At 56.9% G+C, this 21,539-nt stretch carries 24 protein-coding genes; 18 read left to right on the top strand and 6 right to left on the bottom strand.

The annotated features are described in order from the left end of the window. The first annotated feature begins 58 nt into the window (after nt 1-58). The 4 genes from M5M_RS16090 to M5M_RS16075 are packed head-to-tail and all read left to right on the top strand — an operon-like array spanning nt 59 to nt 1,844. Entirely contained in the window at nt 59-424 is a 366-nt protein-coding gene (locus tag M5M_RS16090) for a DUF6249 domain-containing protein (RefSeq protein ID WP_015048562.1), read from the top strand. After that, nucleotides 417-962, top strand: coding sequence for an RNA polymerase sigma factor (locus tag M5M_RS16085; RefSeq protein ID WP_015048561.1), 546 nt, complete (start codon nt 417-419; stop codon nt 960-962). The genes M5M_RS16090 and M5M_RS16085 overlap by 8 nt, the downstream gene beginning before the upstream one ends. Next, nucleotides 955-1,320 carry a hypothetical protein gene (locus M5M_RS16080; RefSeq protein WP_015048560.1) on the top strand — a complete coding sequence of 122 codons (366 nt, stop codon included), beginning with the start codon at nt 955-957 and terminating at the stop codon, nt 1,318-1,320. The genes M5M_RS16085 and M5M_RS16080 overlap by 8 nt, the downstream gene beginning before the upstream one ends. Before the next feature lie 11 nt (nt 1,321-1,331). Then, nucleotides 1,332-1,844 (top strand): acyloxyacyl hydrolase, encoded by a 513-nt coding sequence (locus M5M_RS16075; RefSeq protein ID WP_162141140.1) that lies wholly within the window; start codon nt 1,332-1,334, stop codon nt 1,842-1,844. Here the strand turns inward: M5M_RS16075 and M5M_RS16070 are convergent. Continuing rightward, nucleotides 1,821-2,633: a sterol desaturase family protein gene (locus M5M_RS16070; RefSeq protein WP_015048558.1), complete on the bottom strand. Its 813-nt coding sequence runs from the start codon at nt 2,631-2,633 to the stop codon at nt 1,821-1,823. The two genes, M5M_RS16075 and M5M_RS16070, sit on opposite strands and share 24 nt — an antisense overlap. Before the next feature lie 301 nt (nt 2,634-2,934). Between M5M_RS16070 and M5M_RS16065 the strand changes: the two genes are divergently transcribed. The 7 genes from M5M_RS16065 (at nt 2,935) to arsJ (ending at nt 8,674) form a co-directional block, all read left to right on the top strand. Next, nucleotides 2,935-3,408 carry an Hsp20 family protein gene (locus M5M_RS16065; protein WP_015048557.1) on the top strand — a complete coding sequence of 158 codons (474 nt, stop codon included), beginning with the start codon at nt 2,935-2,937 and terminating at the stop codon, nt 3,406-3,408. A gap of 72 nt (nt 3,409-3,480) precedes the next feature. Continuing rightward, nucleotides 3,481-3,915: an Hsp20/alpha crystallin family protein gene (locus tag M5M_RS16060; RefSeq protein WP_015048556.1), complete on the top strand. Its 435-nt coding sequence runs from the start codon at nt 3,481-3,483 to the stop codon at nt 3,913-3,915. 59 nt (nt 3,916-3,974) lie between these two features. Continuing rightward, on the top strand, nt 3,975-5,324 hold the full coding sequence (locus M5M_RS16055) for a DegQ family serine endoprotease (RefSeq protein WP_015048555.1): 1,350 nt from the start codon (nt 3,975-3,977) through the stop codon (nt 5,322-5,324). 60 nt (nt 5,325-5,384) lie between these two features. After that, a complete protein-coding gene (locus M5M_RS16050) occupies nt 5,385-5,942 on the top strand; it encodes a TMEM165/GDT1 family protein (RefSeq protein ID WP_015048554.1) in 558 nt (185 codons plus the stop codon). An 81-nt stretch (nt 5,943-6,023) separates the two neighbouring features. Continuing rightward, nucleotides 6,024-6,365: a metalloregulator ArsR/SmtB family transcription factor gene (locus M5M_RS16045; RefSeq protein WP_015048553.1), complete on the top strand. Its 342-nt coding sequence runs from the start codon at nt 6,024-6,026 to the stop codon at nt 6,363-6,365. A gap of 17 nt (nt 6,366-6,382) precedes the next feature. Continuing rightward, nucleotides 6,383-7,393: an ArsJ-associated glyceraldehyde-3-phosphate dehydrogenase gene (locus M5M_RS16040; protein ID WP_015048552.1), complete on the top strand. Its 1,011-nt coding sequence runs from the start codon at nt 6,383-6,385 to the stop codon at nt 7,391-7,393. Between the two features lie 114 nt (nt 7,394-7,507). After that, nucleotides 7,508-8,674 carry an organoarsenical effux MFS transporter ArsJ gene (gene arsJ / locus M5M_RS16035; RefSeq protein WP_016389764.1) on the top strand — a complete coding sequence of 389 codons (1,167 nt, stop codon included), beginning with the start codon at nt 7,508-7,510 and terminating at the stop codon, nt 8,672-8,674. Here the strand turns inward: arsJ and M5M_RS16030 are convergent. Together M5M_RS16030 and elbB are read right to left on the bottom strand one after the other, a co-directional pair. Next, nucleotides 8,671-9,069: a hypothetical protein gene (locus M5M_RS16030; protein WP_015048549.1), complete on the bottom strand. Its 399-nt coding sequence runs from the start codon at nt 9,067-9,069 to the stop codon at nt 8,671-8,673. The two genes, arsJ and M5M_RS16030, sit on opposite strands and share 4 nt — an antisense overlap. Further along, complete coding sequence (gene elbB / locus M5M_RS16025; protein WP_015048548.1) at nt 9,069-9,719, bottom strand: isoprenoid biosynthesis glyoxalase ElbB; 651 nt, start codon at nt 9,717-9,719, stop codon at nt 9,069-9,071. The genes M5M_RS16030 and elbB overlap by 1 nt, the downstream gene beginning before the upstream one ends. 323 nt (nt 9,720-10,042) lie before the next feature. On the opposite strand from elbB, the gene M5M_RS16020 reads away from it, so the two are divergent. After that, nucleotides 10,043-10,756 carry a hypothetical protein gene (locus M5M_RS16020; RefSeq protein WP_015048547.1) on the top strand — a complete coding sequence of 238 codons (714 nt, stop codon included), beginning with the start codon at nt 10,043-10,045 and terminating at the stop codon, nt 10,754-10,756. A 17-nt stretch (nt 10,757-10,773) separates the two neighbouring features. On the opposite strand, the gene M5M_RS16015 is transcribed toward M5M_RS16020, so the two are convergent. Both M5M_RS16015 and M5M_RS16010 read right to left on the bottom strand, forming a co-directional pair. After that, a complete protein-coding gene (locus M5M_RS16015) occupies nt 10,774-11,547 on the bottom strand; it encodes a DODA-type extradiol aromatic ring-opening family dioxygenase (RefSeq protein WP_015048546.1) in 774 nt (257 codons plus the stop codon). Further along, nucleotides 11,544-11,936 (bottom strand): DoxX family protein, encoded by a 393-nt coding sequence (locus M5M_RS16010; RefSeq protein WP_015048545.1) that lies wholly within the window; start codon nt 11,934-11,936, stop codon nt 11,544-11,546. The genes M5M_RS16015 and M5M_RS16010 overlap by 4 nt, the downstream gene beginning before the upstream one ends. A 139-nt stretch (nt 11,937-12,075) precedes the next feature. Here M5M_RS16010 and M5M_RS16005 point away from each other — a divergent pair, with 139 nt between their 5' ends. From M5M_RS16005 to mgtE, 6 genes are all read left to right on the top strand, one after another. Then, nucleotides 12,076-12,969 carry a LysR family transcriptional regulator gene (locus M5M_RS16005; RefSeq protein ID WP_015048544.1) on the top strand — a complete coding sequence of 298 codons (894 nt, stop codon included), beginning with the start codon at nt 12,076-12,078 and terminating at the stop codon, nt 12,967-12,969. Between the two features lie 130 nt (nt 12,970-13,099). Beyond that, complete coding sequence (locus M5M_RS16000) at nt 13,100-15,064, top strand: alpha/beta hydrolase family protein (RefSeq protein WP_015048543.1); 1,965 nt, start codon at nt 13,100-13,102, stop codon at nt 15,062-15,064. 66 nt (nt 15,065-15,130) lie between these two features. After that, nucleotides 15,131-16,534: an MBL fold metallo-hydrolase RNA specificity domain-containing protein gene (locus M5M_RS15995; protein WP_015048542.1), complete on the top strand. Its 1,404-nt coding sequence runs from the start codon at nt 15,131-15,133 to the stop codon at nt 16,532-16,534. Continuing rightward, nucleotides 16,535-18,136, top strand: a complete 1,602-nt coding sequence (locus M5M_RS15990) for a Na/Pi cotransporter family protein (RefSeq protein WP_016389759.1) — start codon at nt 16,535-16,537, stop codon at nt 18,134-18,136. It begins immediately after the preceding gene. A gap of 169 nt (nt 18,137-18,305) precedes the next feature. Then, nucleotides 18,306-19,214 (top strand): universal stress protein, encoded by a 909-nt coding sequence (locus tag M5M_RS15985; RefSeq protein ID WP_015048541.1) that lies wholly within the window; start codon nt 18,306-18,308, stop codon nt 19,212-19,214. Between the two features lie 6 nt (nt 19,215-19,220). Beyond that, entirely contained in the window at nt 19,221-20,564 is a 1,344-nt protein-coding gene (mgtE, locus tag M5M_RS15980; protein WP_015048540.1) for a magnesium transporter, read from the top strand. On the opposite strand, the gene M5M_RS15975 is transcribed toward mgtE, so the two are convergent. Continuing rightward, entirely contained in the window at nt 20,559-21,464 is a 906-nt protein-coding gene (locus M5M_RS15975) for a LysR family transcriptional regulator (protein WP_024330147.1), read from the bottom strand. The genes mgtE and M5M_RS15975 overlap by 6 nt on opposite strands. Nucleotides 21,465-21,539: the final 75 nt, after the last annotated feature.

The raw sequence follows: 21,539 nt of genomic DNA, 5'->3' as shown, positions 1-21,539 counted from the left end.
TGAATCCAAATCCATAGGCAGGACTGTCTAACCAGTAAACCTACTCAGGAGAGAAACAATGGAAGACCTGCTTATCCCTATTTTCGGCATTATTTTCGTATTCGGTTCGCCCGTAGTTATCGTTGCTCTGGCGCTCGCGGCGTACAAGCGCAAACGCGCATTGATGCACGAAACCATCAATAAAATGATCGACTCGGGCCAGCCTGTGCCGGCCGATATGATTGCCGCCTTTGAAGCCAACAAACCAGACAACCACCTGAAGGTAGGCGCCATATTGCTGGCAACGGGACTTGGCCTGGCGTTTTTTCTTACTGTACTCACCGGCCCCAAAATCGCCAGCGTTGCAGCCCTGCCCCTCTTTCTGGGTGTGGCATTTCTGATACTGCACAAGCTCGACAAACCCAGCGCTCGCGTGAATGGATAACCACCAGGAAGCACAGTGCATTGCGCGCGCCAAAGCCGGTGACACCACCGCCTTTGGCCAGCTGGTTGCAGCCTATCAATCCAACCTGCGACTGAGTGCCCGGCAATGGACCGGTGACGCGGCGCTCGCCGATGATATGGCTCAGGAAGCGTTTATCCGGGCCTGGCAAAAGCTCGGGCAGTTTGACGGCCGGGCGCGCTTTTCCAGCTGGCTGTACCGTATCGCGTTTAATCACTGGCTGAATGTGAAAGCAAGGTACCAGCCGGCCACTGCCTGCAACGACGAAACAGCGGAACCACAAACAGCGTCGCACCCCGGCACCGGTCGGGATATCGCGCGGGCACTTGCCCGCTTAAGCGAGCCTCAACGCTTGTGTATTCACCTGTGTCTCCAACGGGATTTTACTCACGCAGAAGCCGCGGACATTCTCAACTTGCCTGTGGGCACAGTAAAAACCCACATCAACCGCGGCAGATCAGCGCTGCAGGTATTAATGGCAGATTATTCATCCACTACGGAGGCAATGGGTCATGGTTGATGAACACAAAGATCCACTGGCCGAATGGCTGAGCGAACAGGAAACGCCGCTGGCCGACGAGGGTTTTACGCACCGCGTCATGGCCGGTATCGAGACCGCCAACAAACCTACGGCATCACCCGCCGCAGATCACATGGATAAACGCCATTGGTTGATTCTGCTACTGGCCGCGCTGGCGGGGCTGCTGGTTTCCCTGCTGGGCATTTCCGCTGTTGATCTTGCAGGGTTACTGTCAGCCAGCCGTGAAGAGGTGATATCCTTCGCCGGGTTTACCGTTTCGGGCATGGGCTTATGGATTCTGGCAGGTTGGACACTCACCTTAACGGGTTGCGGCTGGTCACTCACGCTTGCACGTTAATCGCTGTCGTATTGTGGTTTGGGCTGGTCCCCGCGGTCAGTGCCTCAGAATGGATGCTGGCGCTGGGCGGCGGCCCGCAGTTGCATACCGACAAGCAGACCAACCGGGCCATCGCACTGGACGCACACCTGCTCAGCCACCGGTATTCAGCGGTGCAAACCTGGCATCTGGGGTTCAGCGCCGCCCACCTCAGTGCCCACACACCGGATGCCGAGAACAACGCACTGTGGGCGCTCAGCATTTATCCTCAATTGAATCTGCCGCTGCCCTGGGCAAAAAGCCATGACGCATTTTTTTATGTGCGCACTTTAGCACCCACCTGGATCAGTGAAACCCGCCTCGGCGAACGTAAACAGGGCAACCACTTTGTGTTTCAGTCTCAGGTCGGCGTGGGCTTCCGATTTGGTGAACAAAACCGCTGGTCTGCGAATCTGGGCTATCGTCACTATTCCAATGCCGGGCTGGACGAGCCCAATGAAGGCATGGATGCAACTTTGTTGTTAACGCTCGGCCGCCGGCTCTGACGGCTCGATGGCACCTGCAACCGGTTCGCCGCCGCTGGCCGCTTTCACGAAGGCGGCTTTGTAGTTTTCAAACTCTGTCCCCATCCACTTATCCCACCAGGTGAAATAGAGCCCGTAATTGCCATTGAATTTCTGGTGGTGCAGGTCGTGATGGGTTGGCGTATTCAGGAAACCCAGAGGCGAATCCAGCCACCAGCGAGGATGGAACTCCACCCCGCAATGGCCCACGGCGTTGCGCACAATCATCACCGCAAGAAACACGAAAATCACCGACACGTGTAAGGGCATGAGCACCACGATCAACGGCATGAACAAGGCCATCAGTATGGCTTCACCGGGCGCGAAACTGTAGGCCGCCCAAGAAGTGGGTGTGCGCGAGAGATGGTGCAGTCGATGGAACGCTTTGAATAGGCGCGGGTGATGCAAGGCCCGATGTACCCAATAGAAATAGGCATCGTGAGCAATCAATACCAGCGGCAGACTCAGGCAGGTGTACAGCCACCCCCATTCTTCCACCTTGAAATAAATCAGCGAAGCACCGCCTTGCTCAACCCGCACCGTAAACAGCCCCACACAGGCATAGACGGCTGTGGTCAGCAGCGACCAGCTGATCTCACGCCTGACATCGGCGCGTGTCGCCCGCCGGGATTGAATGCGGTAACGCTCGGACCAGACTCGCGCCAGTACAAACAGCACAAACAACACGGCACCCACGCCGACAAAATAACGGGCCGTGTCGATGGCAAAAATATTCAGCCAGAGTTCGACTTCCCTTTGCAACCAATCCATCCACTGTCTCCCCGGCCCGGTGCAGACGCCACAAGGGCCACCCAAAGCCGCTTATATTATGTATCGGCAGTCTGGCAAATCACGCGATAGTGCACAAGCACCAGGGTTATCGGTTATTGATCGGATCTATATAACGCCACAACATTATTGCAACATTTTATAAAGACCCGGCTTGAAAAATCTGAGCATCACCCTATCTGAATCCCTGCGGCCAAGGCCTCAAGTGCGCACAATCTGTGTCAGGTGCGGCCGCCAACAATTGTATTTGTAGTGTATAGCTTAATCTGTATGAGGATATGTTATGAATGCCATTGATCTCACCCCACTCTATCGCAACAGTGTGGGTTTTGACCGTCTCGCACAGCTGCTCGACAGCGCCCTGCGCGCAGACAGCAGCGCCAGTAATTACCCGCCCTACAATATCGAATCGCTGGGCGAAAACCGCTATGCCATTTCCTTGGCAGTCGCCGGTTTTACCGAACAGGAACTCGATATCAAAGTAGAGCGCGGCACGTTGACCGTACGCGGTAAAAAAGCAGACGAGAAGGAACACAAGTTCCTGTACCAAGGCATTGCCAACCGCTCGTTCGAGCGCAGCTTCAGTCTGGCCGATCACGTGGAAGTGGTGGATGCCCAGTTGGTCAATGGTCTGCTCACTATCGCGCTGGTCAAAGAACTGCCCGAGGCCATGAAACCACGCACCATTGCCATCAATCACACAGGCAAAGCGGCGCTGGAGCACAAGGCCGAAGCTGCGCCGTCCAAGGCAGCCTGACCGGTTGGCTGACAACCCTGCGGGGTTGTCAGCCCCGTGAGCCACGAGCAAATGAGTGCGAGGTAAACCGTCATGAATTTTGCAAACCTGAACCCGTTGAACTGGTTTAAAAAGCCGGCACAAAGCCATGAACCGGCAGCGCCCAGGGTCCAATCCAACTGGAGCCCGCTACTGTCGGGCTACGGCCCGGGCGTGAACTTGCTGGAATCGGACAACAGCTATCACATAGAACTCGCGGTGCCCGGGTTAACGCAGGAAGACCTGAATATTGAGCTGGAAGGTAACCAACTGATCATCAGTGGCGCCCAATCCCGTCAGCGCTCTATTGACGTGGATGGCCAACAATGGTCGATAGCACGCGCAGGATTTTTCCAGCGACGCTTCACCCTGCCAGCCGATGCCGATGCCAGCACGCTGGAAGCACAACTGAAATACGGCGTATTGACGTTAAAGGTCGCGCGCACTGGCGGCGCGCGACCTGAACGCCGCACCATCACGATTCACTAACACCCCTAAAGACTTTTGCCCCGGATTTGTGCCGGGGCGTTTTTTACAAGGAGGCCAGGATGTATCGTCCGCTGCTCGGGTTGTTGCTTGCATTGACCCTTACCACCCCCACTCAGGCCGCGCTGCCGTGGTCCGACAGTCAGGCACAACCTCTGCCCACGCTCGCGCCCATGCTGGAACGGGTCAACCCGGCGGTGGTCAACATCGCCACTTACTCCACCCAGCAGCAGGCCTACAACCCGCTGATGAACGACCCGTTTTTCCGCTATTTTTTCAACGCCCCGCAACAGCAACCGCGCGGGCCTCAACGCCGCCAGCAAAGTGCCGGTTCAGGCGTGATTATTGACGCGGACAAAGGCCTGGTGGTGACCAACCACCACGTGATCAAAAACGCCGATGACATTCAGGTGGCACTGGTGGATGGGCGCCAGTTCAAAGCTAAACTCATGGGCTCAGATCCGGATCTGGATATCGCGCTGCTCGAAATTGACGCCGACCGGCTCACCGAAATTCCCCTGGCCGATTCCGACGCGCTGCGGGTGGGCGATTTTGTGGTGGCGATTGGCAACCCGTTCGGACTGGGCCAGACAGTGACCACCGGCATCGTCAGCGCGCTCGGTCGCTCGGGCCTCGGCATTGAAGGCTACGAAAATTTCATCCAGACCGATGCCTCCATCAATCCCGGCAACTCGGGCGGCGCGCTGGTGAACCTCAAAGGGGAGCTGGTGGGGATTAACACCGCCATTATCGCGCCGGCCGGCGGCAATGTGGGTATCGGCTTTGCCATTCCCACCAACATGGCCAACGCCAGTATCAAACAAATCCGCGACCATGGCGAAGTCCGGCGCGGCACTATTGGCGTGGGTATTCAGGATATTACGCCCGACCTGCAACGCGCTTTCGGCCTGGAAAACGGCCAGCAGGGTGTATTGATTACTCAAGTGTATCCGGACTCGCCGGCCGATAAAGCCGGTCTGGAGAATGGTGACATTATTATTGCGGTAGACGGTCGCAATACCACCAATGTGGGTCAGGTGCGCAGCGCCATTGGCGTGGTCGAACGCGGCGAAAAAGTGAAACTGACGCTGCTGCGCAATGGCAAAAAGCGCGACGTTAAAGTCACCGTGGGTGATGGCCAGTCCGGCGGTGGCTTGCCCGGCAATCTGCACCCGCTGCTGGAAGGCGCCGAGTTTGAACCAGTGCAAGGCGAGGGTGTGCGGGTCACGCAATTGAAACCCACCAGCAAGGCCGCCTACGCCGGCCTGCGCCCGGGCGATCTGATCATCGGCGCCAACCGGCGGCGGGTCACCGATATGGCAAGCTTCAATGCTGCGCTCGCCAAAGACCGGGATGCGGTGCTGCTGCACATCAATCGCAGTGGCTATGGGCTCTATCTGGTGATCCGCTGACCCGCGCACCCGGCGCCGAACCGGGGTACACTGCGGCCTGTTGAAACCAGGCCGCAGTGTATGGACGCTTTTCTGACCTCTACGTTTGCCGTTGCCCTCGCCGAAATCGGCGACAAAACCCAGCTACTGGCGTTACTGCTGACGCTGCGCTTCCGGAACAAGCTGGCCATCTGCGCCGGCATCCTCGCCGCCACCCTGCTCAATCACGCTGCCAGCGCCTGGCTGGGGGTTTGGCTGGGCCAGTTCCTGCAGTCCGGTATCGGACAAGGGCTGCTGGGCGCGAGCTTTATCGCACTGGGCCTGTGGCTGTTGATACCCGACAAGGCCGACGACGAAGATCCACGTCTGGCCCAATACGGCGCCTTAGTGGTGACCTTTATCCTGTTTTTTCTGGCCGAGATCGGCGATAAAACCCAGGTGGCCACCGTCGCCCTCGCGGCCCAATACCAGAGTGTTTTCTGGGTCACACTCGGCACCACTCTGGGCATGCTGCTGGCCAATGTGCCGGTGGTGTTTTACGGCGAAGCACTCATGCGCAAACTGCCCATGGTCTGGGCCCACCGCGTGGCGGCGGCGCTGTTTGTGGGTGTGGGCGTGTGGGTGTTGTGGAGCGCCTGACAATACCTGTTTCATATATCTGAAATAGCATATATACGAAATTCCATATATAGTGCCTGCCTGTGTTAACTGGTAGGCACTATGACACCCACAGACCTGTTCAAACTGCTCGCGGACGACACCCGCCTGACGACGCTGCTGCTGATTCATGCCGAGGGCGAGCTGTGCGTGTGCGAGCTCACCTGCGCACTGCTGGAAAGCCAGCCAAAGGTGTCCCGCCACCTGGCTTTATTGCGCAATGCAGGTCTGCTGCTCGATCGCAAACAAGGCCAATGGGTTTACTACCGGCTGAATCCCGACGCCGCCTGGTTAGCCGAATTGTTGCAATCCACCGCGCAACGCAACCCCGACTTTCTCACCCACGCCACAAGGCATCTGGCCAACATGGGCGACAGACCCAATCGTCAGGCCAGCTGCTGCTGAACACCCGAGGTTTCACCATGAAAAAGATCCGCGTAGGCATCAACGGTTTTGGGCGCATGGGCCGGCTCAGTTTTCGCGCCGCCTTTGATTGGCCGGAAATGGAATTTGTGCAGATCAATGACCCGGCAGGCGATGCCGCCACTCTGGCTCACCTGGTGAATTTTGATTCGGTGCATGGCCGCTGGCAGCATCAGGCCGATGCTGATGGCAAGGCGATAGTCATCAATGGCCAGCGCATCGCCTGCAGTCAGAATAAAGCTATTGGCGATACCGACTGGTCCGGCTGCGATCTGGTGATTGAGGCGTCGGGTAAAATGAAAACCACTGCACTATTGCAGGCCTACCTCGATCAGGGCGTAAAACGCGTGGTGGTCACGGCCCCCGTCAAAGAAGACGGCGTACTGAATGTGGTGATGGGCGTAAACCATCACCTGTACGATGCAGCCCGGCACCACATCGTCACCGCTGCCAGTTGCACCACCAATTGTCTGGCGCCGATTGTAAAAGTGATTCACGAATCCCTCGGGATTGTGCACGGTTCCATGACCACGATTCACGACATCACCAATACCCAGACCATTCTGGATGCACCGCACAAAGACCTGCGCCGCGCACGCGCCTGCGGCCAGAGCCTGATTCCCACCACTACGGGTTCGGCCACAGCGATTACCCATATTTTTCCGGAGCTGAAAGGCAAACTGAATGGCCACGCCGTGCGGGTGCCGCTGGCCAATGCGTCACTGACGGATTGCGTGTTTGAGGTAAGCCGCAGTACCACGGTGGATGAAGTGAATGGATTATTAAAGCAAGCCGCAGAAAATGAACTGAAAGATATTCTCGGTTATGAAACACGCCCGTTGGTGAGCGTGGATTACAAAACCGATCCACGTTCTTCGATTATCGATGCGCTGTCCACCATGGTGATCAATAACACCCAGGTTAAAATCTACAGCTGGTACGACAACGAGTGGGGCTATGCTAATCGCACAGCGGAATTGGCGCGGATGGTTGGGTTGTCTGATCAATAAGCGGTAGGAGCGCAATCCTTTGCGCGAATGCTCAGCTTTGGGTGCGACATAAACCTATTGCTAAGGTGGAATGCGCTGGCGCTTATTCCACCCTACGGGTATGCATTGCAAATTATGAATAGCAGTTTGAAACAATACCTGGTCATAACCGGCAACTATTGGGCCTTTACGCTCACCGATGGCGCCTTGCGCATGCTGGTGGTGCTGCATTTTCATGGCCTGGGTTATTCGCCACTGGCCATTGCCAGCTTGTTTTTGTTTTACGAGTTTTTTGGCATTGTCACCAACTTGTTCGGTGGCTGGTTAGGCGCGCGCGCGGGTCTGAACCGCACCATGCAAATGGGTCTGGGCTTGCAGATTGTGGCGCTGGCCATGCTGACTTTACCGGACCAATACCTCTCCGTCATTTGGGTCATGGCAGCACAGGCGTTATCGGGCATCGCCAAAGACCTGAACAAAATGAGCGCAAAAAGTGCCATCAAGTTACTCATCCCCGCCAACGAATCCGGCCGACTGTACCGTTGGGTGGCAGCGCTCACGGGCTCCAAAAATGCGCTCAAGGGCGTGGGCTTTTTTCTTGGCGGTGCACTCTTGTGGACACTGGGCTTTCAGGGCGCAGCCTGTGCCATGGCGTCACTGTTGATACTGGTGTGGTTGCTGAGTTTCTGGCTGTTGCAAGGGGACATCGGTCGCAAAGCCTTCAAACCCAAGTTCACCGAACTGTTTTCCAAAAGCCGCGCCATCAATCAGTTGTCTGCCGCACGCTTTTTCCTGTTTGGTGCCCGCGATGTCTGGTTTGTCATAGCCCTGCCGGTTTTTCTTGCCAGCCAGTTCCACTGGAGCCACCTGGAGGTGGGCGGGCTGCTGGCTCTGTGGGTCATTGGCTACGGCGCGGTACAAGCGCTGGCGCCGCGCATTACCGGAAATAATGCGAGCATCACATTCTGGGGTTGGCCGCTGGTCTGTATCACTGCCACCTTGGCCGGCCTGATGCTTTGGCTGCCTTCAGCCTGGGTTTTGGTGGCGGGGTTATGGGTATTCGGCGCGCTGTTCGCCATCAATTCCAGCCTGCATTCCTTTGCTATTGCGCAGCTTGCGCGCGCCGATGGCGTCTCGTTGGATGTGGGGTTTTACTACATGGCCAACGCCGGCGGCCGCCTGGCAGGCACACTGCTTTCAGGATGGGTGTATCAGCAATGGGGCTTGGTGGCCTGCCTGTGGGCATCGGCGGGAATGCTGCTATTGGCAACCGTGTTGGCGCCATCGAACAAACAGATTTAGTCAGGCCGTTCAGGCGACAGACTTCTGCGCTTCAGATGGTGGTTTTGCTCTGCGGCTGCCAACGCCTCTGGCAGCGGGCCATATATTTTTGCTCGCCGGATAGCTTCCTGAAACGCCACAGTATCACCGGCCAGAATTGCATTGTTAGCATTCTCTATGTGTAACTTTCTACGTCCTTGTCGGATACGCGAGTAACGAGCTACTGGCCGATAATAACCCAATGCGGCGATAACGAAACTGCTGAAAACCAACAACGCCGCCAAAAGACTGGGACCGTCACTCCAGAACCCAATCCCCAGCCCCGACGCCAAAGCACCTAGCGCGGCCCAAAAGAAACGAGGATCACCACCCGCCCCTGCCGGATGAATATCTCCCCCATAGCGCCGGAACGCCATCAGCAGAGCCCTAGCACCGCCTTCACCGCCGCCCGGATACCAGTGGCGGCTTCCAACACAGATCCGGCCAACATATAGGCCGGCGTCGACACCACCTTGTGCTTTTCATCTACCACAAACGATTCCACCGGGCAGTTCACATGCTCGCCGCCCATGGCATTGATGGCACCTGCGGTTTCGGCATCGGTGCCGATGGTGAGCGAGACCGGCTGGCTGAACAGGCGCGGGATCATGGCCGGGGCGATACACACAAAGCCCATGGGCTTGCCGGCATCGGCGAATGCACGCAGGGCTTTTTCGGTGTGCGCCTCCAACCGGCAGTCAGCGCCTTTGAAAGCAAAGTCCGATAAATTTTTGGCCGCACCAAAGCCGCCCGGCACAATGACTGCATCAAAGTCAGAGGCGAATAACTGATCCACCGGCTTGATATTGCCGCGGGCAATACGCGCCGCTTCCACCAGCACGTTGCGCGCAGGGCCCATCTCTTCGCCGGTTAAATGGTTGATCACATGGTGCTGTTCTATATCCGGCGCAAAACACTGGTAGCTCGCCCCCGCCTCTTCAATGGCTAACAGTGTCAGCACCGCTTCGTTAATTTCAGCACCATCATAAACACCACATCCCGACAAAATTACAGCGACGCCAGCCATCGTTACTCTCCCATAGGTTTCCAGATTTAAGTCCAGAATACCCGCGGAAGCCTGGCAGCGCCAAGACCTGCAGCGCGGTTGCTAAACTTTTTGCGGACTCAGGCTTGCGGACGGGACCGTAATCCAGACATCGTTTGGCCGGTGTGTGTCCAGCCACCAAGAGACGGCAACAACGAGCAGGTGCCGACCCGAAAATCCTGATGTGCAGAGTCTGAAGCGCTCACATTCTGCGCCTTGCCTCCGGCCCCTCCTGTCCGTCGGCGTTAGCGTCAGGACAGGCGGAATATACAAAGAGTTTAACAACTGCCTGCTAGACTCTAACGATGATTCGAATACTGATCTGTCTGATAGCGTTGTCATGGGCTGGCACAGCGACGGCCGACGCCGAACCGCCCGTATTACGCTTCGTGTGTACCATTCCGGCAGACAGCCCGGTTTTCAGCGCGGGTGAGCAATTGTACCGGGAGGCAATGCATTCGTTAGGGTATGGCTTTGAAATGGAATTCCGCCCCACGCGTCGCGCCCAGGTGGATCTGAGGGCCGGGCGTTACGATGGCGACTGCGGTCGGGTGCAGGCATTTGCCGCCCCCGCTTTAAAAATGCCCGTGGTGCGCGTTGACGTCCAATTGGCGATGGTTGAGGCTGTGGCCATGACCCACGAGCAACGCCTGCTGGCAATGCCCCGGGAGCAGCTGATCGCTGAAGGCCTGCGTTTTGGTTACATCAAGGGCAACCTGTCGGTTGAACAGGAAATCACCCAAATCACCGGTATAATCGCCGTTGGACTCAACAGCCCCGCTCAGGGTTTAAAAATGTTAAGTAGCGGAAGAATAGACCTGCTCATCTTCCCACAGGTACTCATGGAATCAGCACTGATGAAAGCGCAAACAACAACACCACGAATCTGGGGCGCGTGGCAACGCTATCCGTTGTATCCATACCTGCATACCCGGCACCAGTCACTGGCGCCGGCTCTGGCAAAATCTCTCAACCAACGACTTACAGCGCCAGATAATCCCGTCGCCCCCTTTCAATAGTCCCACCCGCTCAAGATTCACCACACATAATGCCGGGCCTCAACATCCATCACATGAGTCGCATATGCATTACCTGGCCGCTTAGCGATGGCAGCGCACATGATCAGAGGCATGAGATGTTCCTCCCGCGGATGACTGAACCGCGCACCGGGCGCATCACTCCATTGCAACCAACGTTGCCGGCTATCGGGCACTTGCACACTGCGGTCCAACCACTGGGTAAAGTCAGCGACCTGCGCATGGAACGCCGGCGTTTTTTCCGCAAAGAATCCCGGCATATTGTGAAAACTGAAGCCCGACCCCAGTACCAGGGCATCGTCGGGTAACAGGGTGGCCAGAGCTTCAGCGAACAGCCAATGCCGGGCCACATCGAGCCCGCGTTGCAGGGATACTTGCAGTACCGGTACCTGCGCATCCGGGAACAGTAACAAGAGCGGCACAAACACCCCGTGATCCCAGCCCCGGTTTGACTCCAGCCCAATCTGCCAGCCACGGGCATTCAGGCGCTGCGCCCAGTCCCCTGCCATTTCGGGCACACCGCTTGCGGGGTAGTTCAACTCATAGGCCGCCCGGTCAAACCCCGAGTAATCGTATAGCAACCCGGGTTCCGGGGTAGCTAACAAACTGAACGCAGAGGCCTCCCAGTGCGCGCTGATGACCACAATCAACGAAGGTGCTTTGGGCAGAGCGCGCCTCATTTCGCTGAAACTATCCACCAGTTCTGCATGTCCCGGGTCCCCCAGCAGCGGCAGCGGGCCGCCGCCGTGGGACACAAACACCACCTGGCTCATGCCTTCGCAACCGCGCGGTTATCCAGCGCAAAGTGGCCGGGGCCGGCAGCCACCAGTGTCAGAAAGGCACCCGCCAGGGCAAGGTTCTTGAGGAACATGATCATCTGTATCTGGTCGCCGAAATTGGCGTGGAAAACCACTGCACTCACCACAGAAAAGCCGGCCAGTGCGAACGCTGCCAGGCGCGTCTGCCAACCCAGCACAATCGCCAGCCCGGCACCGATTTCAAACGCGATAACCAAGGGTAGCAAGGCGCCGGGCAGGCCAAAGGCCTCCATGTAAGCCTGGGTACCGGCATAGGCACCGATTTTGGTGACGCCGGACAAAATGAAAATCAGCGCCAGCAAACTGCGGCCAAGGGGTGAAGCAAATTGGGTCAAGGTGTTCATCGGTTTATCTCCTGAGTCATGCCCGTGGCACAGCGCCATCGGGTGAATCCAGATTATTAGCAACTAGAAACAAGATAAACATGGATATTTGATTATGATAGTTGCATTATCAGCAACAATAATCCTGCGTGGAGTTCCCATGGGGCAGCTGGAAGAATTGGAAAACTTTGTGCGCATCGCGGAGGCCGGCGGCATCGGTAAGGCCGCCGAATTGCACCAGCTCCAGAAATCCGCGGTCAGCCGGCGCCTGACTGACCTGGAAACCCGCCTGGGCACCCAGCTCATTGCCCGCACCACCCGACGTTGGCACCTGACCGAAGCGGGCCAACAATGCTACCAACAAGCCCTGAAAATCATTGATGCCCATCAGGAGCTGGCGCAAACCATTCAACCGGCACCCGAGGCACTCACCGGCACACTGCGTATTGCCGCCCCCCAGGCGTTTGGTCAGGAACAGCTGCCCGCTCTCCTGCTCAGCTTCAACGCGCGCTATCCGATGCTCAATCTGGTGCTGACCCTGAGCGATGATTTCGTCAATGTGATGGAACAAGGCATCGACGTGGCTCTGCGTATCGGCAATCCGGACCCCACCCTTCGCGCCCGGCGCCTGTGCACCATTAACCTGTGCCTTGTAGCTTCTCCCGACTACCTGGCTAACGCGGGCCACCCCAACCACCCCGACGATCTGCAGCATCACCAGCTGCTCGGATTTACCGGCCGGGCCACCCACTTCACGCTGGCAGATCAAGAGGGGCAGCACTTCGACATTGAAAGCCAACCCCGGATCAGCGCCAATGATGGCCATCTGCTGAACCAGCTGGCCATGGCCGGCAAAGGCATTGCACTGGCCCCCCGGTTTATCAGTTATCGGGCACTGTCAGACGGGCGCCTGACAGAAGTCCTGCCCGGTTACCGGCTACCCAGCCGCGAGCTCCAGGCCACCTATGCCGCCGGGCGGTTTACACCGCAAAAAGTGCGATTGTTGATTGATCATTTGTCGGCCGCGCTGGCAGACACACCACTGTGGGCATAATGGCCAAGCACACCGGCAGGCGGTATTTGCCAGCGGTTTCCACCCAGACAAAAACACCGAAGTAGTATCGCGACAGACTGCCAGGCAGTACACTGCCCGATTCCCGAAAAATGCATAAGGACAATGCGCAATGCAAAGCCTCCCAATTGTCGGACTGTGGTTACTGGCACTCCTGTTTCTGGCATCTGCACAAGCCGCCCCCACTATTGAACAGTATGGTGCATTAGCAAATACGCAAAAAATGGCTCTCTCGCCTTCCGGTAAATTCCTTGCATTCCGCAGTCTGGCCAACGACAAAGATCGTCTGATCGTATATTCACTGGAACAAAATAAGGCCTTATTGGCGACCGACATATCCAAACTGATGCCCCACCAGATTTACTTTGCAGACGATGAACATGTGATCCTGGTGATGTCGCAACTCAAACGATTCTTTGGCTATCGGGGCGAATACAACGTCAGCACCGCATTTGTGGTTAACGTAAGTGACGCCAGCGCACAACAACTTCTTACGCCGGGAGACAATATCGCTTACGCACAAACGGGATTGGGTCGCGTGGTAGGTATTTCTGCGGATAAGAAAACCCTCTATATGCCAGCACTTGTAGGACGAACCGAGGACGATCTCGCACCCGACCTGAGCCTCATGAAGGTTAATATTGATAAACCGAGAAGACCCCGCCGCGCAGCCAAGGGCAAGAATGGCACCAACGACTTTTTTCTGAATGACAAAGGAAAAATCATCGCCCGCGAAACCTACAACAACGCTCAGAACCGGCACCAGATTGAGGTAAAGGATGGCGCCAGCTGGAAAGCTGTGTTTCAGCAAGAAGCCGAAATGATGCAGGTCAGTTTTGTCGCCAGCACACCAGATTTTGCTTCATTGGTCATGCTACATATCGACCCTGAATCCGGACGCGACACCTACTCCACCCTGGAGCTGGCCACGGGTAACATTACCCCCAAAGTGCTCACCAATGACAGTGCCGACGTGGAACGGGTGTTTACCAATGTCAACAGAACCGCATTTGGCGTTCAATACAGCGGACTGAAGCCCAGCTATAAATTTTTCGATCCGGCAATTGACCAACAACTAAACACCATTGTTAACGCCTTTCCGCAGGATTCGGTCTGGCTTACCAGCTGGTCCGACGACTGGAAAAAACTGCTGGTTTACGTAGAAGGCGACACCACCAGTGGTGACTATTACCTGTTCAGCCAAGGCGAAAAACCGCGTTATATCGCCTCAGCACGCAGCGAAATCACACCCGACGATCTGCACCCTACGGGGCGCATCACCCTGGCCATGACCGACGGTATGAAAGTGCCTACCATCCTGACCATTCCGCAAGATAAAGCGCAGGCGCTGAAAAATCTGCCTGCCGTTGTCCTGCCCCACGGCGGCCCCGAATCCTACGACCGCACCGAATTTGACTGGCTCGCCCAGGCCATTGCTTCGCAGGGCTATCTGGTCATCAAACCACAATTCCGCGGGTCTGCCGGGTATGGCAGGGATCACTTGGTCGCCGGCTTTGGCGAGTGGGGTCGGAAAATGCAGGACGATGTGACAGAATCCCTGCAAAAGCTCGTAGCGAAAGGCATTGTGGATGGCGACCGTGTATGCATCGTCGGTGGCAGCTACGGCGGCTATTCGGCCCTTGCGGGCGGCGCATTTACTCCTGACGTCTACCGCTGTGTCGTGTCTTTTAATGGCGTCAGCAACCTGCCGGACATGCTGAAGTTTGAGCGCAAGCGCTACGGCAAACACCATTGGGTGATCACTTATTTTGAACAGTTTATGGTGCCGGGCGAAGCCACAAAAGAAAAGTTGAATGCCGTTTCGCCCAGTGAGTTTGCCGCCCAGTTCAAGGCCCCCGTGCTGTTAATACACGGTGAAAATGACGAGACAGTACCGTTTGACCAGTCCGAACTCATGTACGAGGAGCTGAAGGATCATAAAAAGTCGGTTCAGCTGATCAAGCTCAAAGATGAAAATCATCATCTGATGAACCAGGACAATCGCCAGCTGGCACTCAGATCCATTATCGACTTTCTGAATGAACACCTGCAGCCCAAACAGATAACAACCCGCTGACCCTTGATCCCCGTCAAGCCTTCCCGTTTCAGGCTATGTTAAAAAGAAGAAAATCGGGAGGGCTATATGGCAACAGTAACGTTTCATGGTGCAGCGCAGGAAGTTACCGGCTCCTGCCATCTGATCAACATACCCGGGCAAGCCAAATTCCTGCTGGATTGCGGCATGCATCAGGGCGGCGATGCTATCGAGCGCATCGGGGCAGAACAATTCAGCTTTGACCCGAGCCACATTAATTTCGTCATCCTGTCACACGCCCACCTGGATCACTCGGGGCTCCTGCCCAAACTGGTGGCCAACGGTTTTGACGGTCCTGTCTATTGCAGCACTGCCACCACCGACTTGCTGCCGATCATGCTGGACGATGCCGCCGGTTTGTATTTCCGCGATATCGAACGGGAAAACGAAAAGCGCGAGCGACGGGGCCAGGATCCGGTAACCCCCGAATACACGGAAGCCGATGTGAAACAGGTACTGGCCTTGTGTCACGGCCTGGCGTACAACGAACCCCATACCGAACAGCATGGCGTAAGCATCTGCTTACGCGATGCCGGCCATATTCTGGGCTCGGCTATTGTGGAAGTCAGTTTTGATGAACGCGGCCACCCCAAAAAACTGGTGTTCTCAGGTGATCTCGGTAAGCAAAATTCGGCGCTGATGAATGACCCGGACATCGTGACCGACGCGAACCTGCTGTTGATGGAATCCACCTATGGCGATCGCGACCACCGCACGCTCGATAATTCGCTGGAACAAATTGCCCAGGTGCTGAGCGAAACCTGGGACGCCGGTGGCAATGTGATGATCCCGGCATTTGCGGTGGGCCGCACACAGGAGCTTCTGTACTACCTCGGGCAACTGCATCAACAGGACCGGCTAGCGCCCTGGCAGATTTTTCTCGACAGCCCCATGGCCATCAAAGTCACCGAAGTCTACGACCGTTGGTTACACACCATGGATTGCAAAGACGTGCGCGCCTTGTGCGAAACGGACAAGTCATTCCTGAAAGATTTCCTGCCGCGCTTGCAAACCACCACTACCACCGACGAAAGCATGTCGATCAACAAAATCAAAAAAGGCGCCATCATCATTGCCGGTAGCGGCATGTGCACTGGCGGACGCATCCGCCACCACATCAAGCACCGGATCTGGGATAAGCGCAACACGCTGATATTCGCAGGCTTCCAGGCCCGCGGCACGCTCGGCCGGATATTGGTGGATGGTGCCAAACGGATCAAACTGTTCGGCGATGAATACATGGTGCGGGCGCGCATTGAAACCATCAACGGCTTCTCTGCCCACGCGGGCCAATCCGAACTGGTGCAATGGGCCAGCCATTTCACCAGCCAGCCGCAGCTTTGCCTGGTGCACGGTGAACCGGAGGCGCAGGATGCACTCGCCACCCGCCTGTGGCAGGAAAAAGGCATAGAGGCTAAGATTCCGCAACTTAACCAGACGATCGCATTCTGAATGTCGGAATTACTTGGCTCCCTGGGCCTGTTTTTATTGGGCATGTGGCTCATGACCGAAGGCCTGAAACTGGCCGGCGGTCGGGCATTGGAACATTTGCTGGGCCGCTGGACCCGCAACAAAATCCGCGGTCTTCTCACCGGTATTGGCATCACCGCGCTGCTGCAGTCCTCCAGTGCTGTAACAGTAGCCACTCTCGGCTTCGTCAACGCCGGTCTGATCAGTTTTTATCAGGCCCTGTGGGTGGTGTTTGGCAGTAATGTGGGCACCACCTTTACCGCCTGGATCGTAGCCCTGTTCGGCTTTACTGTGAAAATCAATGCCTTTGCTTTTCCATTGGTGGGCATTGGTGCATTTCTGCGCATTTTTTCCAACCGGGAACGCGGGCGCGCCCTGGGCATGGCACTGGCGGGATTCGGCCTGTTATTTCTCGGCATCGATGCGCTGAAAAATAATTTTCAATCGGTAGCCGACGGATTAGACGTGGCCGGTATCTTCGCCGATACCGGATCACCGGTTATTGTCGCGGTGTTATTGGGCGCTGTACTCACCACACTCACCCAGTCCTCCAGCGCCGCCATTGCCATCATCCTCACCGCCGTGGCCAGTGGCATCGTCGGCATGGAAGAGGCCGCCGCCAGCGTGATTGGCGCCAATATCGGCACCACCTCTACCGCCTTGCTGGCCGCACTGGGGGCGACGCCCAATGCCAAACGCCTGGCCTGGGCGCACGTCATATTCAATTTACTGACGGGCGCTGTTGCCTTGATTTTTCTGCCGTTGTTCCTGGCACTGGTGCAGGAAATTGCCCAGGATACCGGCCTGGGGCAGGCCCCCGTTGTACTCCTGTCGATTTTTCACACCGGCTTCAATCTGCTGGGCTTGCTATTGATATTGCCGTTAGAAAAACACCTGTCGCGTTGGCTGCTGACGCTGTACACGCAGACCGAAGCCCATGCGCCAAAACACCTGGACGAAAACGTGGCGTCAGTGCCAGACCTCGCAACCCGCGCGGTTGCCCTGGAACTGGATGACGTGTTCCTGCGAGTGCGCAAGGACATTGGCTCAGGCAACGCAACTCAAGCGGCAGCGCTGCACAACACCCTGAACAAGGTAAACGAATTCATCGCCAAAGCCTTGCGCTCCGAACTGGCCCAGTCCCATTCAGATGCGTTTGCCGCCGCCCTCAAGGCCAGCCATCATCTCGGCTACGCACTGAGAGCAATGGATGATGTGCGCGAACAGATGGCGTTGTTTCAGCACCGGCAACGCGCCCTGCCAAGCGCGCTGACAGACTGGCTCGCTCAATCCGACCACTGGCTGAATTCCCATTCCACACCGGGAGACACTCAGGCGCGCCAGGACTTCGAAACCCTGAAGCAACACTATGATGAGCTCAAAGCCGGCTTGATCGCCAAGGCCTCGGTGGGCGCATTGGCGATAGACCTTACCGACGCGGCGCTTACACTCGCCAGTCAGCGCAGACGAGCTACCGAACAGGTCATACAGGCGCATCAGGCACTGCAACAATTACAGAGCCTGAGCGACAATAATGGCAAGGAAAACGCCGACGTGGCGGCCGCAGACAAGCCCGCTGCCTGACATCACCGACGCGCCATCGTTTATCTGGCGCATACCGGATGACGCTGGTGGCCGGGGTGTCATCACCCCGCGCGCAATTGGTATAGTGTGCAACCGTGCGTAAGTAAAAACCTTTGATCCTTACCTTTCCCGCGGGCGCCTGACGGGCGCAACCGCCAAGGAGCCCTGAATGTTTCAGCATCTGCTCTATATCCTGAACAACACAGACACCGATCTGCAGTCGCTCACCGGCGTGCTGTCGCTGGCGAAGGCGCTGTCTGCCAGGCTTACACTGGTTGCATTTGCACCTAAAATGCCGGATTCGCTCAAAGGCTACGAACAGGATTTCCTGCAGGCGTTGAACAGCCGCGCGGCCGACACACTCGCTGCTGCGCGCGTGGCGGCCAACACGGGCGACCAGCCGGAGGTGACCATTCAGGTAGTGGACACCCCCAAGGTCACCCAGTGGGTTGCCGATGCGGTGGAAAAAAACGGCATCGATCTGGTGGTCAAAGAAAAAAATCTGCATAACCCGCTGTTTGATTTTTTGTCCACCGATATGGCGCTGGCCAAGAAAACACCCTGCTCCCTGTTGTTTCTGCGGCCCGACCGTCCCTTGCGCGCAACCCCCAAACGCATCGCCATGGCCTTGGCGGTGGATGGCCTATTGAGTGCGGATGACATACGCGACTCCATGGCCACCCGCCTGGCGCAAACGGGGCACGAGCTGGCGCACCGGTTCAACAGCCGATTGACAATTCTCAGTTGTTACAGCGACGCGGTGATCAACATGCTGAACGCGTTTTCCCAGGGCAATATCAAACAGGATGATCAGGACCGCTGGAACGACCAGGCGGTGAATGATCAGGCAGCCACCCTCAATCGGGTGGCCACGCTGGCGGGCATCAGCAATCCGGAAATCGCCCAGATCCGCGGAGCGCCGGATGAAAGCATTCTGGATTTTGTCAGCCATAAACCCATCGATTTATTGGTGATTGGCGCCGTCGCCAAAAGTGCCTTGTCGAGCCTGCTGATTGGCAGTACCGCAGAAGAACTATTGCGCACACCTCCCTGTCATCTGTTGATGGTTAAGGGCTGATTGTTTATGGATAACAAAGCACTGCGCGAGCTGCTGGAGCAGATGCTGGAATCGCCCGACAAACATCAATTGCGGGCGGTGATGGAAAACCGGCACATCGCGGACTTCGCCGATGCGTTGGACGGCTTCTCTGCACCGCAAGCCGCACGCCTGCTCGATTTATTGACACTGCACGATCACGCCGAAGCGTTCAGTTTTCTCACCGAGGAACGACAAGCGGAGATTGCCACGGCCATGTCGCGCAATGATCTGGCCGCACTGTTTTCGCAGATGGAATCGGACGAGCGGGCCGACCTGTACAACAAACTCACCGACGAGCAACGGCAGGCCGTATTACCTGGTCTGGCGCAAGCAGAGCGCGACGATGTGCGACGCCTGGCCAGTTACCCGGAGCAGACTGCCGGCGCCCTGATGACCTCCGACTATGCCACCCTGAAAGCACATTGGACGGTGCACAAGGCATTACTGCGTTTGCGTCTGGAAGCGCCGGATAAAGAAACCATTTACCAGATGTATGTGATCGACAAGTTCCGCACCCTGCTCGGCACCCTGTCGCTCAAGCAACTCATTCTCGCGAGCCCGGACACAAAAATTGCCGACCTGATGCTCACCGATGTGGTGAGCGTTAACGTTGCCGACGATCAGGAAGACGTAATCGAAACCATCCGCCATTACGACTTGCTGGCCATTCCGGTGCTGGACGATGAGCAACAGCTGGTGGGTATCATCACCTACGACGATGCCATGGATGCGGCAGTGGAAGAAGCCACAGAAGACGCCCAGAAAAGCGGCTCGGTGGCGACACTCAATTCCTCCTTCAAGGATATCTCACTCGGCCGCCTGTACAGCAAACGTATCGGCTGGTTGTTGCTGCTGGTATTTGGCGCTCTGTTTTCCGGCGCCGGTATCGCCTACTTTGAAGACATCATTGCCCGCAATGTGGCGCTGGTGTTTTTCCTGCCGCTGCTGGTGGGCTCGGGGGGTAATGCGGGCTCGCAGGCGTCGGCATTGATGGTGCGCGCCATGGCCACCGGCGAAGTGCAAATGAAAGACTGGTTCTCCTTGTTGGGCCGGGAAGTGATGGTGGCGGCAGCGCTGGGCTTTACCCTCGCGCTGGCCGTGTCGGGGCTGGGCTGGATGCGCGGCGGCCCCGATGTGGCCATCGTGGTGGCCAGTGCCATGGTGTGCGTGGTGCTCGCAGGTTCGCTGATCGGCTTTGGTCTGCCGTTTATTCTGTCGCGCTTTAACATGGACCCGGCGGCGGCGTCGGGCCCGCTCGTGACCACCATTGTGGATGCCACCGGCGTGCTGATTTATCTCGGCTTTGCCAGTGTCATGCTGGGATTATGACGGCGGCTGCAGTTCCAGCGTGTGAATCGATTGAATCAGCCACTGCAGTGCCGGGTCTTTATCGCGCAGTCCAGCCCAGGCAATGTCGAGCGCAAAACTGCCCAATGCCATCGGTAATTCACGCACCTGCAATTTCAACAGCTGCTGGTATTTGAGCGCGAAGCGACGCGGCAACACCACGGCCATCCCGGTGGCGGCCACCAGGTGCGGCGCCATCATGTAATTGGGTGTCACGTAGCTGAGCACCCGGCTAAGACCTTCCGACTCCAACCAGCTGTCCACCATGCCCTTGGTCTGGGCGCCACTCACCCACAAGTGCCGCAAGCGGGTAAAGGCATCCACATCGATGGGATCGGGCAATTCAGTAGACTGGTCAGCGAGAATCACCAGATCTTCCTCCAGCCAACGCCGGTGACTGGCGCGTGCCGGCAATTCGGTAAAACGGCCCACCGCCAGATCCACTTCGCCTGACTCCAATGCCTGCAACGGGAATTCGCGCCCAAGATCCACTACCTTGATCGAGATCTGCGGCGCGGCTTTTTCCAGATGTGCGGCCAGCGCGGGCATCAGCATCAACTCCACATAATCGGTCAGTGCCAGGGTAAAACGGTTTTCTGCCTGCGCGGGTTCAAACGCGAGATTGGCATTCAGGCTGCTTTCAATCTGACGCAAGGCCCGGCGGATCGGCTCTTCCAGACTTTTTGCCAGCGCTGTGGGTTGCATACCGTTGGCGGTGCGGATCATCACTTCATCATCCAGCTGGCTGCGCAGACGATTAAGCGCATTGCTGATCGCCGGCTGGGTTAATGAAAGCCGTTCCGCGGCGCGCGACACGCTGCGTTCACGCAGTAACGCATCCAGTACCACCAGTAAATTCAGATCAAAGTTCCGGATATTCATAGTGCTGATAAATTCCATCACCAAGTTTAATTCAGTTTTTGCGCCCGCTTTTCTTACAGTAGCGGATTCAGACAC

The organism is Simiduia agarivorans SA1 = DSM 21679 (genome assembly GCF_000305785.2).
GTDB lineage: Bacteria > Pseudomonadota > Gammaproteobacteria > Pseudomonadales > Cellvibrionaceae > Simiduia > Simiduia agarivorans.
This window is presented reverse-complemented; position numbering and strand designations above follow the sequence as displayed.

What these genes read in the sequence shown, in the direction of transcription:
- M5M_RS16090 (WP_015048562.1), top strand. Translation starts at nt 59, where the DNA reads ATGGAAGACCTGCTTATCCCTATTTTCGGCATTATTTTCGTATTCGGT.
- M5M_RS16085 (WP_015048561.1), top strand. Translation starts at nt 417, where the DNA reads ATGGATAACCACCAGGAAGCACAGTGCATTGCGCGCGCCAAAGCCGGT.
- M5M_RS16080 (WP_015048560.1), top strand. Translation starts at nt 955, where the DNA reads ATGGTTGATGAACACAAAGATCCACTGGCCGAATGGCTGAGCGAACAG.
- M5M_RS16070 (WP_015048558.1), bottom strand. Translation starts at nt 2,633, where the DNA reads ATGGATTGGTTGCAAAGGGAAGTCGAACTCTGGCTGAATATTTTTGCC.
- M5M_RS16065 (WP_015048557.1), top strand. Translation starts at nt 2,935, where the DNA reads ATGAATGCCATTGATCTCACCCCACTCTATCGCAACAGTGTGGGTTTT.
- M5M_RS16060 (WP_015048556.1), top strand. Translation starts at nt 3,481, where the DNA reads ATGAATTTTGCAAACCTGAACCCGTTGAACTGGTTTAAAAAGCCGGCA.
- M5M_RS16055 (WP_015048555.1), top strand. Translation starts at nt 3,975, where the DNA reads ATGTATCGTCCGCTGCTCGGGTTGTTGCTTGCATTGACCCTTACCACC.
- M5M_RS16050 (WP_015048554.1), top strand. Translation starts at nt 5,385, where the DNA reads ATGGACGCTTTTCTGACCTCTACGTTTGCCGTTGCCCTCGCCGAAATC.
- M5M_RS16045 (WP_015048553.1), top strand. Translation starts at nt 6,024, where the DNA reads ATGACACCCACAGACCTGTTCAAACTGCTCGCGGACGACACCCGCCTG.
- M5M_RS16040 (WP_015048552.1), top strand. Translation starts at nt 6,383, where the DNA reads ATGAAAAAGATCCGCGTAGGCATCAACGGTTTTGGGCGCATGGGCCGG.
- arsJ (WP_016389764.1), top strand. Translation starts at nt 7,508, where the DNA reads ATGAATAGCAGTTTGAAACAATACCTGGTCATAACCGGCAACTATTGG.
- M5M_RS16030 (WP_015048549.1), bottom strand. Translation starts at nt 9,069, where the DNA reads ATGGCGTTCCGGCGCTATGGGGGAGATATTCATCCGGCAGGGGCGGGT.
- elbB (WP_015048548.1), bottom strand. Translation starts at nt 9,719, where the DNA reads ATGGCTGGCGTCGCTGTAATTTTGTCGGGATGTGGTGTTTATGATGGT.
- M5M_RS16020 (WP_015048547.1), top strand. Translation starts at nt 10,043, where the DNA reads ATGATTCGAATACTGATCTGTCTGATAGCGTTGTCATGGGCTGGCACA.
- M5M_RS16015 (WP_015048546.1), bottom strand. Translation starts at nt 11,547, where the DNA reads ATGAGCCAGGTGGTGTTTGTGTCCCACGGCGGCGGCCCGCTGCCGCTG.
- M5M_RS16010 (WP_015048545.1), bottom strand. Translation starts at nt 11,936, where the DNA reads ATGAACACCTTGACCCAATTTGCTTCACCCCTTGGCCGCAGTTTGCTG.
- M5M_RS16005 (WP_015048544.1), top strand. Translation starts at nt 12,076, where the DNA reads ATGGGGCAGCTGGAAGAATTGGAAAACTTTGTGCGCATCGCGGAGGCC.
- M5M_RS16000 (WP_015048543.1), top strand. Translation starts at nt 13,100, where the DNA reads ATGCAAAGCCTCCCAATTGTCGGACTGTGGTTACTGGCACTCCTGTTT.
- M5M_RS15995 (WP_015048542.1), top strand. Translation starts at nt 15,131, where the DNA reads ATGGCAACAGTAACGTTTCATGGTGCAGCGCAGGAAGTTACCGGCTCC.
- M5M_RS15990 (WP_016389759.1), top strand. Translation starts at nt 16,535, where the DNA reads ATGTCGGAATTACTTGGCTCCCTGGGCCTGTTTTTATTGGGCATGTGG.
- M5M_RS15985 (WP_015048541.1), top strand. Translation starts at nt 18,306, where the DNA reads ATGTTTCAGCATCTGCTCTATATCCTGAACAACACAGACACCGATCTG.
- mgtE (WP_015048540.1), top strand. Translation starts at nt 19,221, where the DNA reads ATGGATAACAAAGCACTGCGCGAGCTGCTGGAGCAGATGCTGGAATCG.
- M5M_RS15975 (WP_024330147.1), bottom strand. Translation starts at nt 21,464, where the DNA reads ATGAATATCCGGAACTTTGATCTGAATTTACTGGTGGTACTGGATGCG.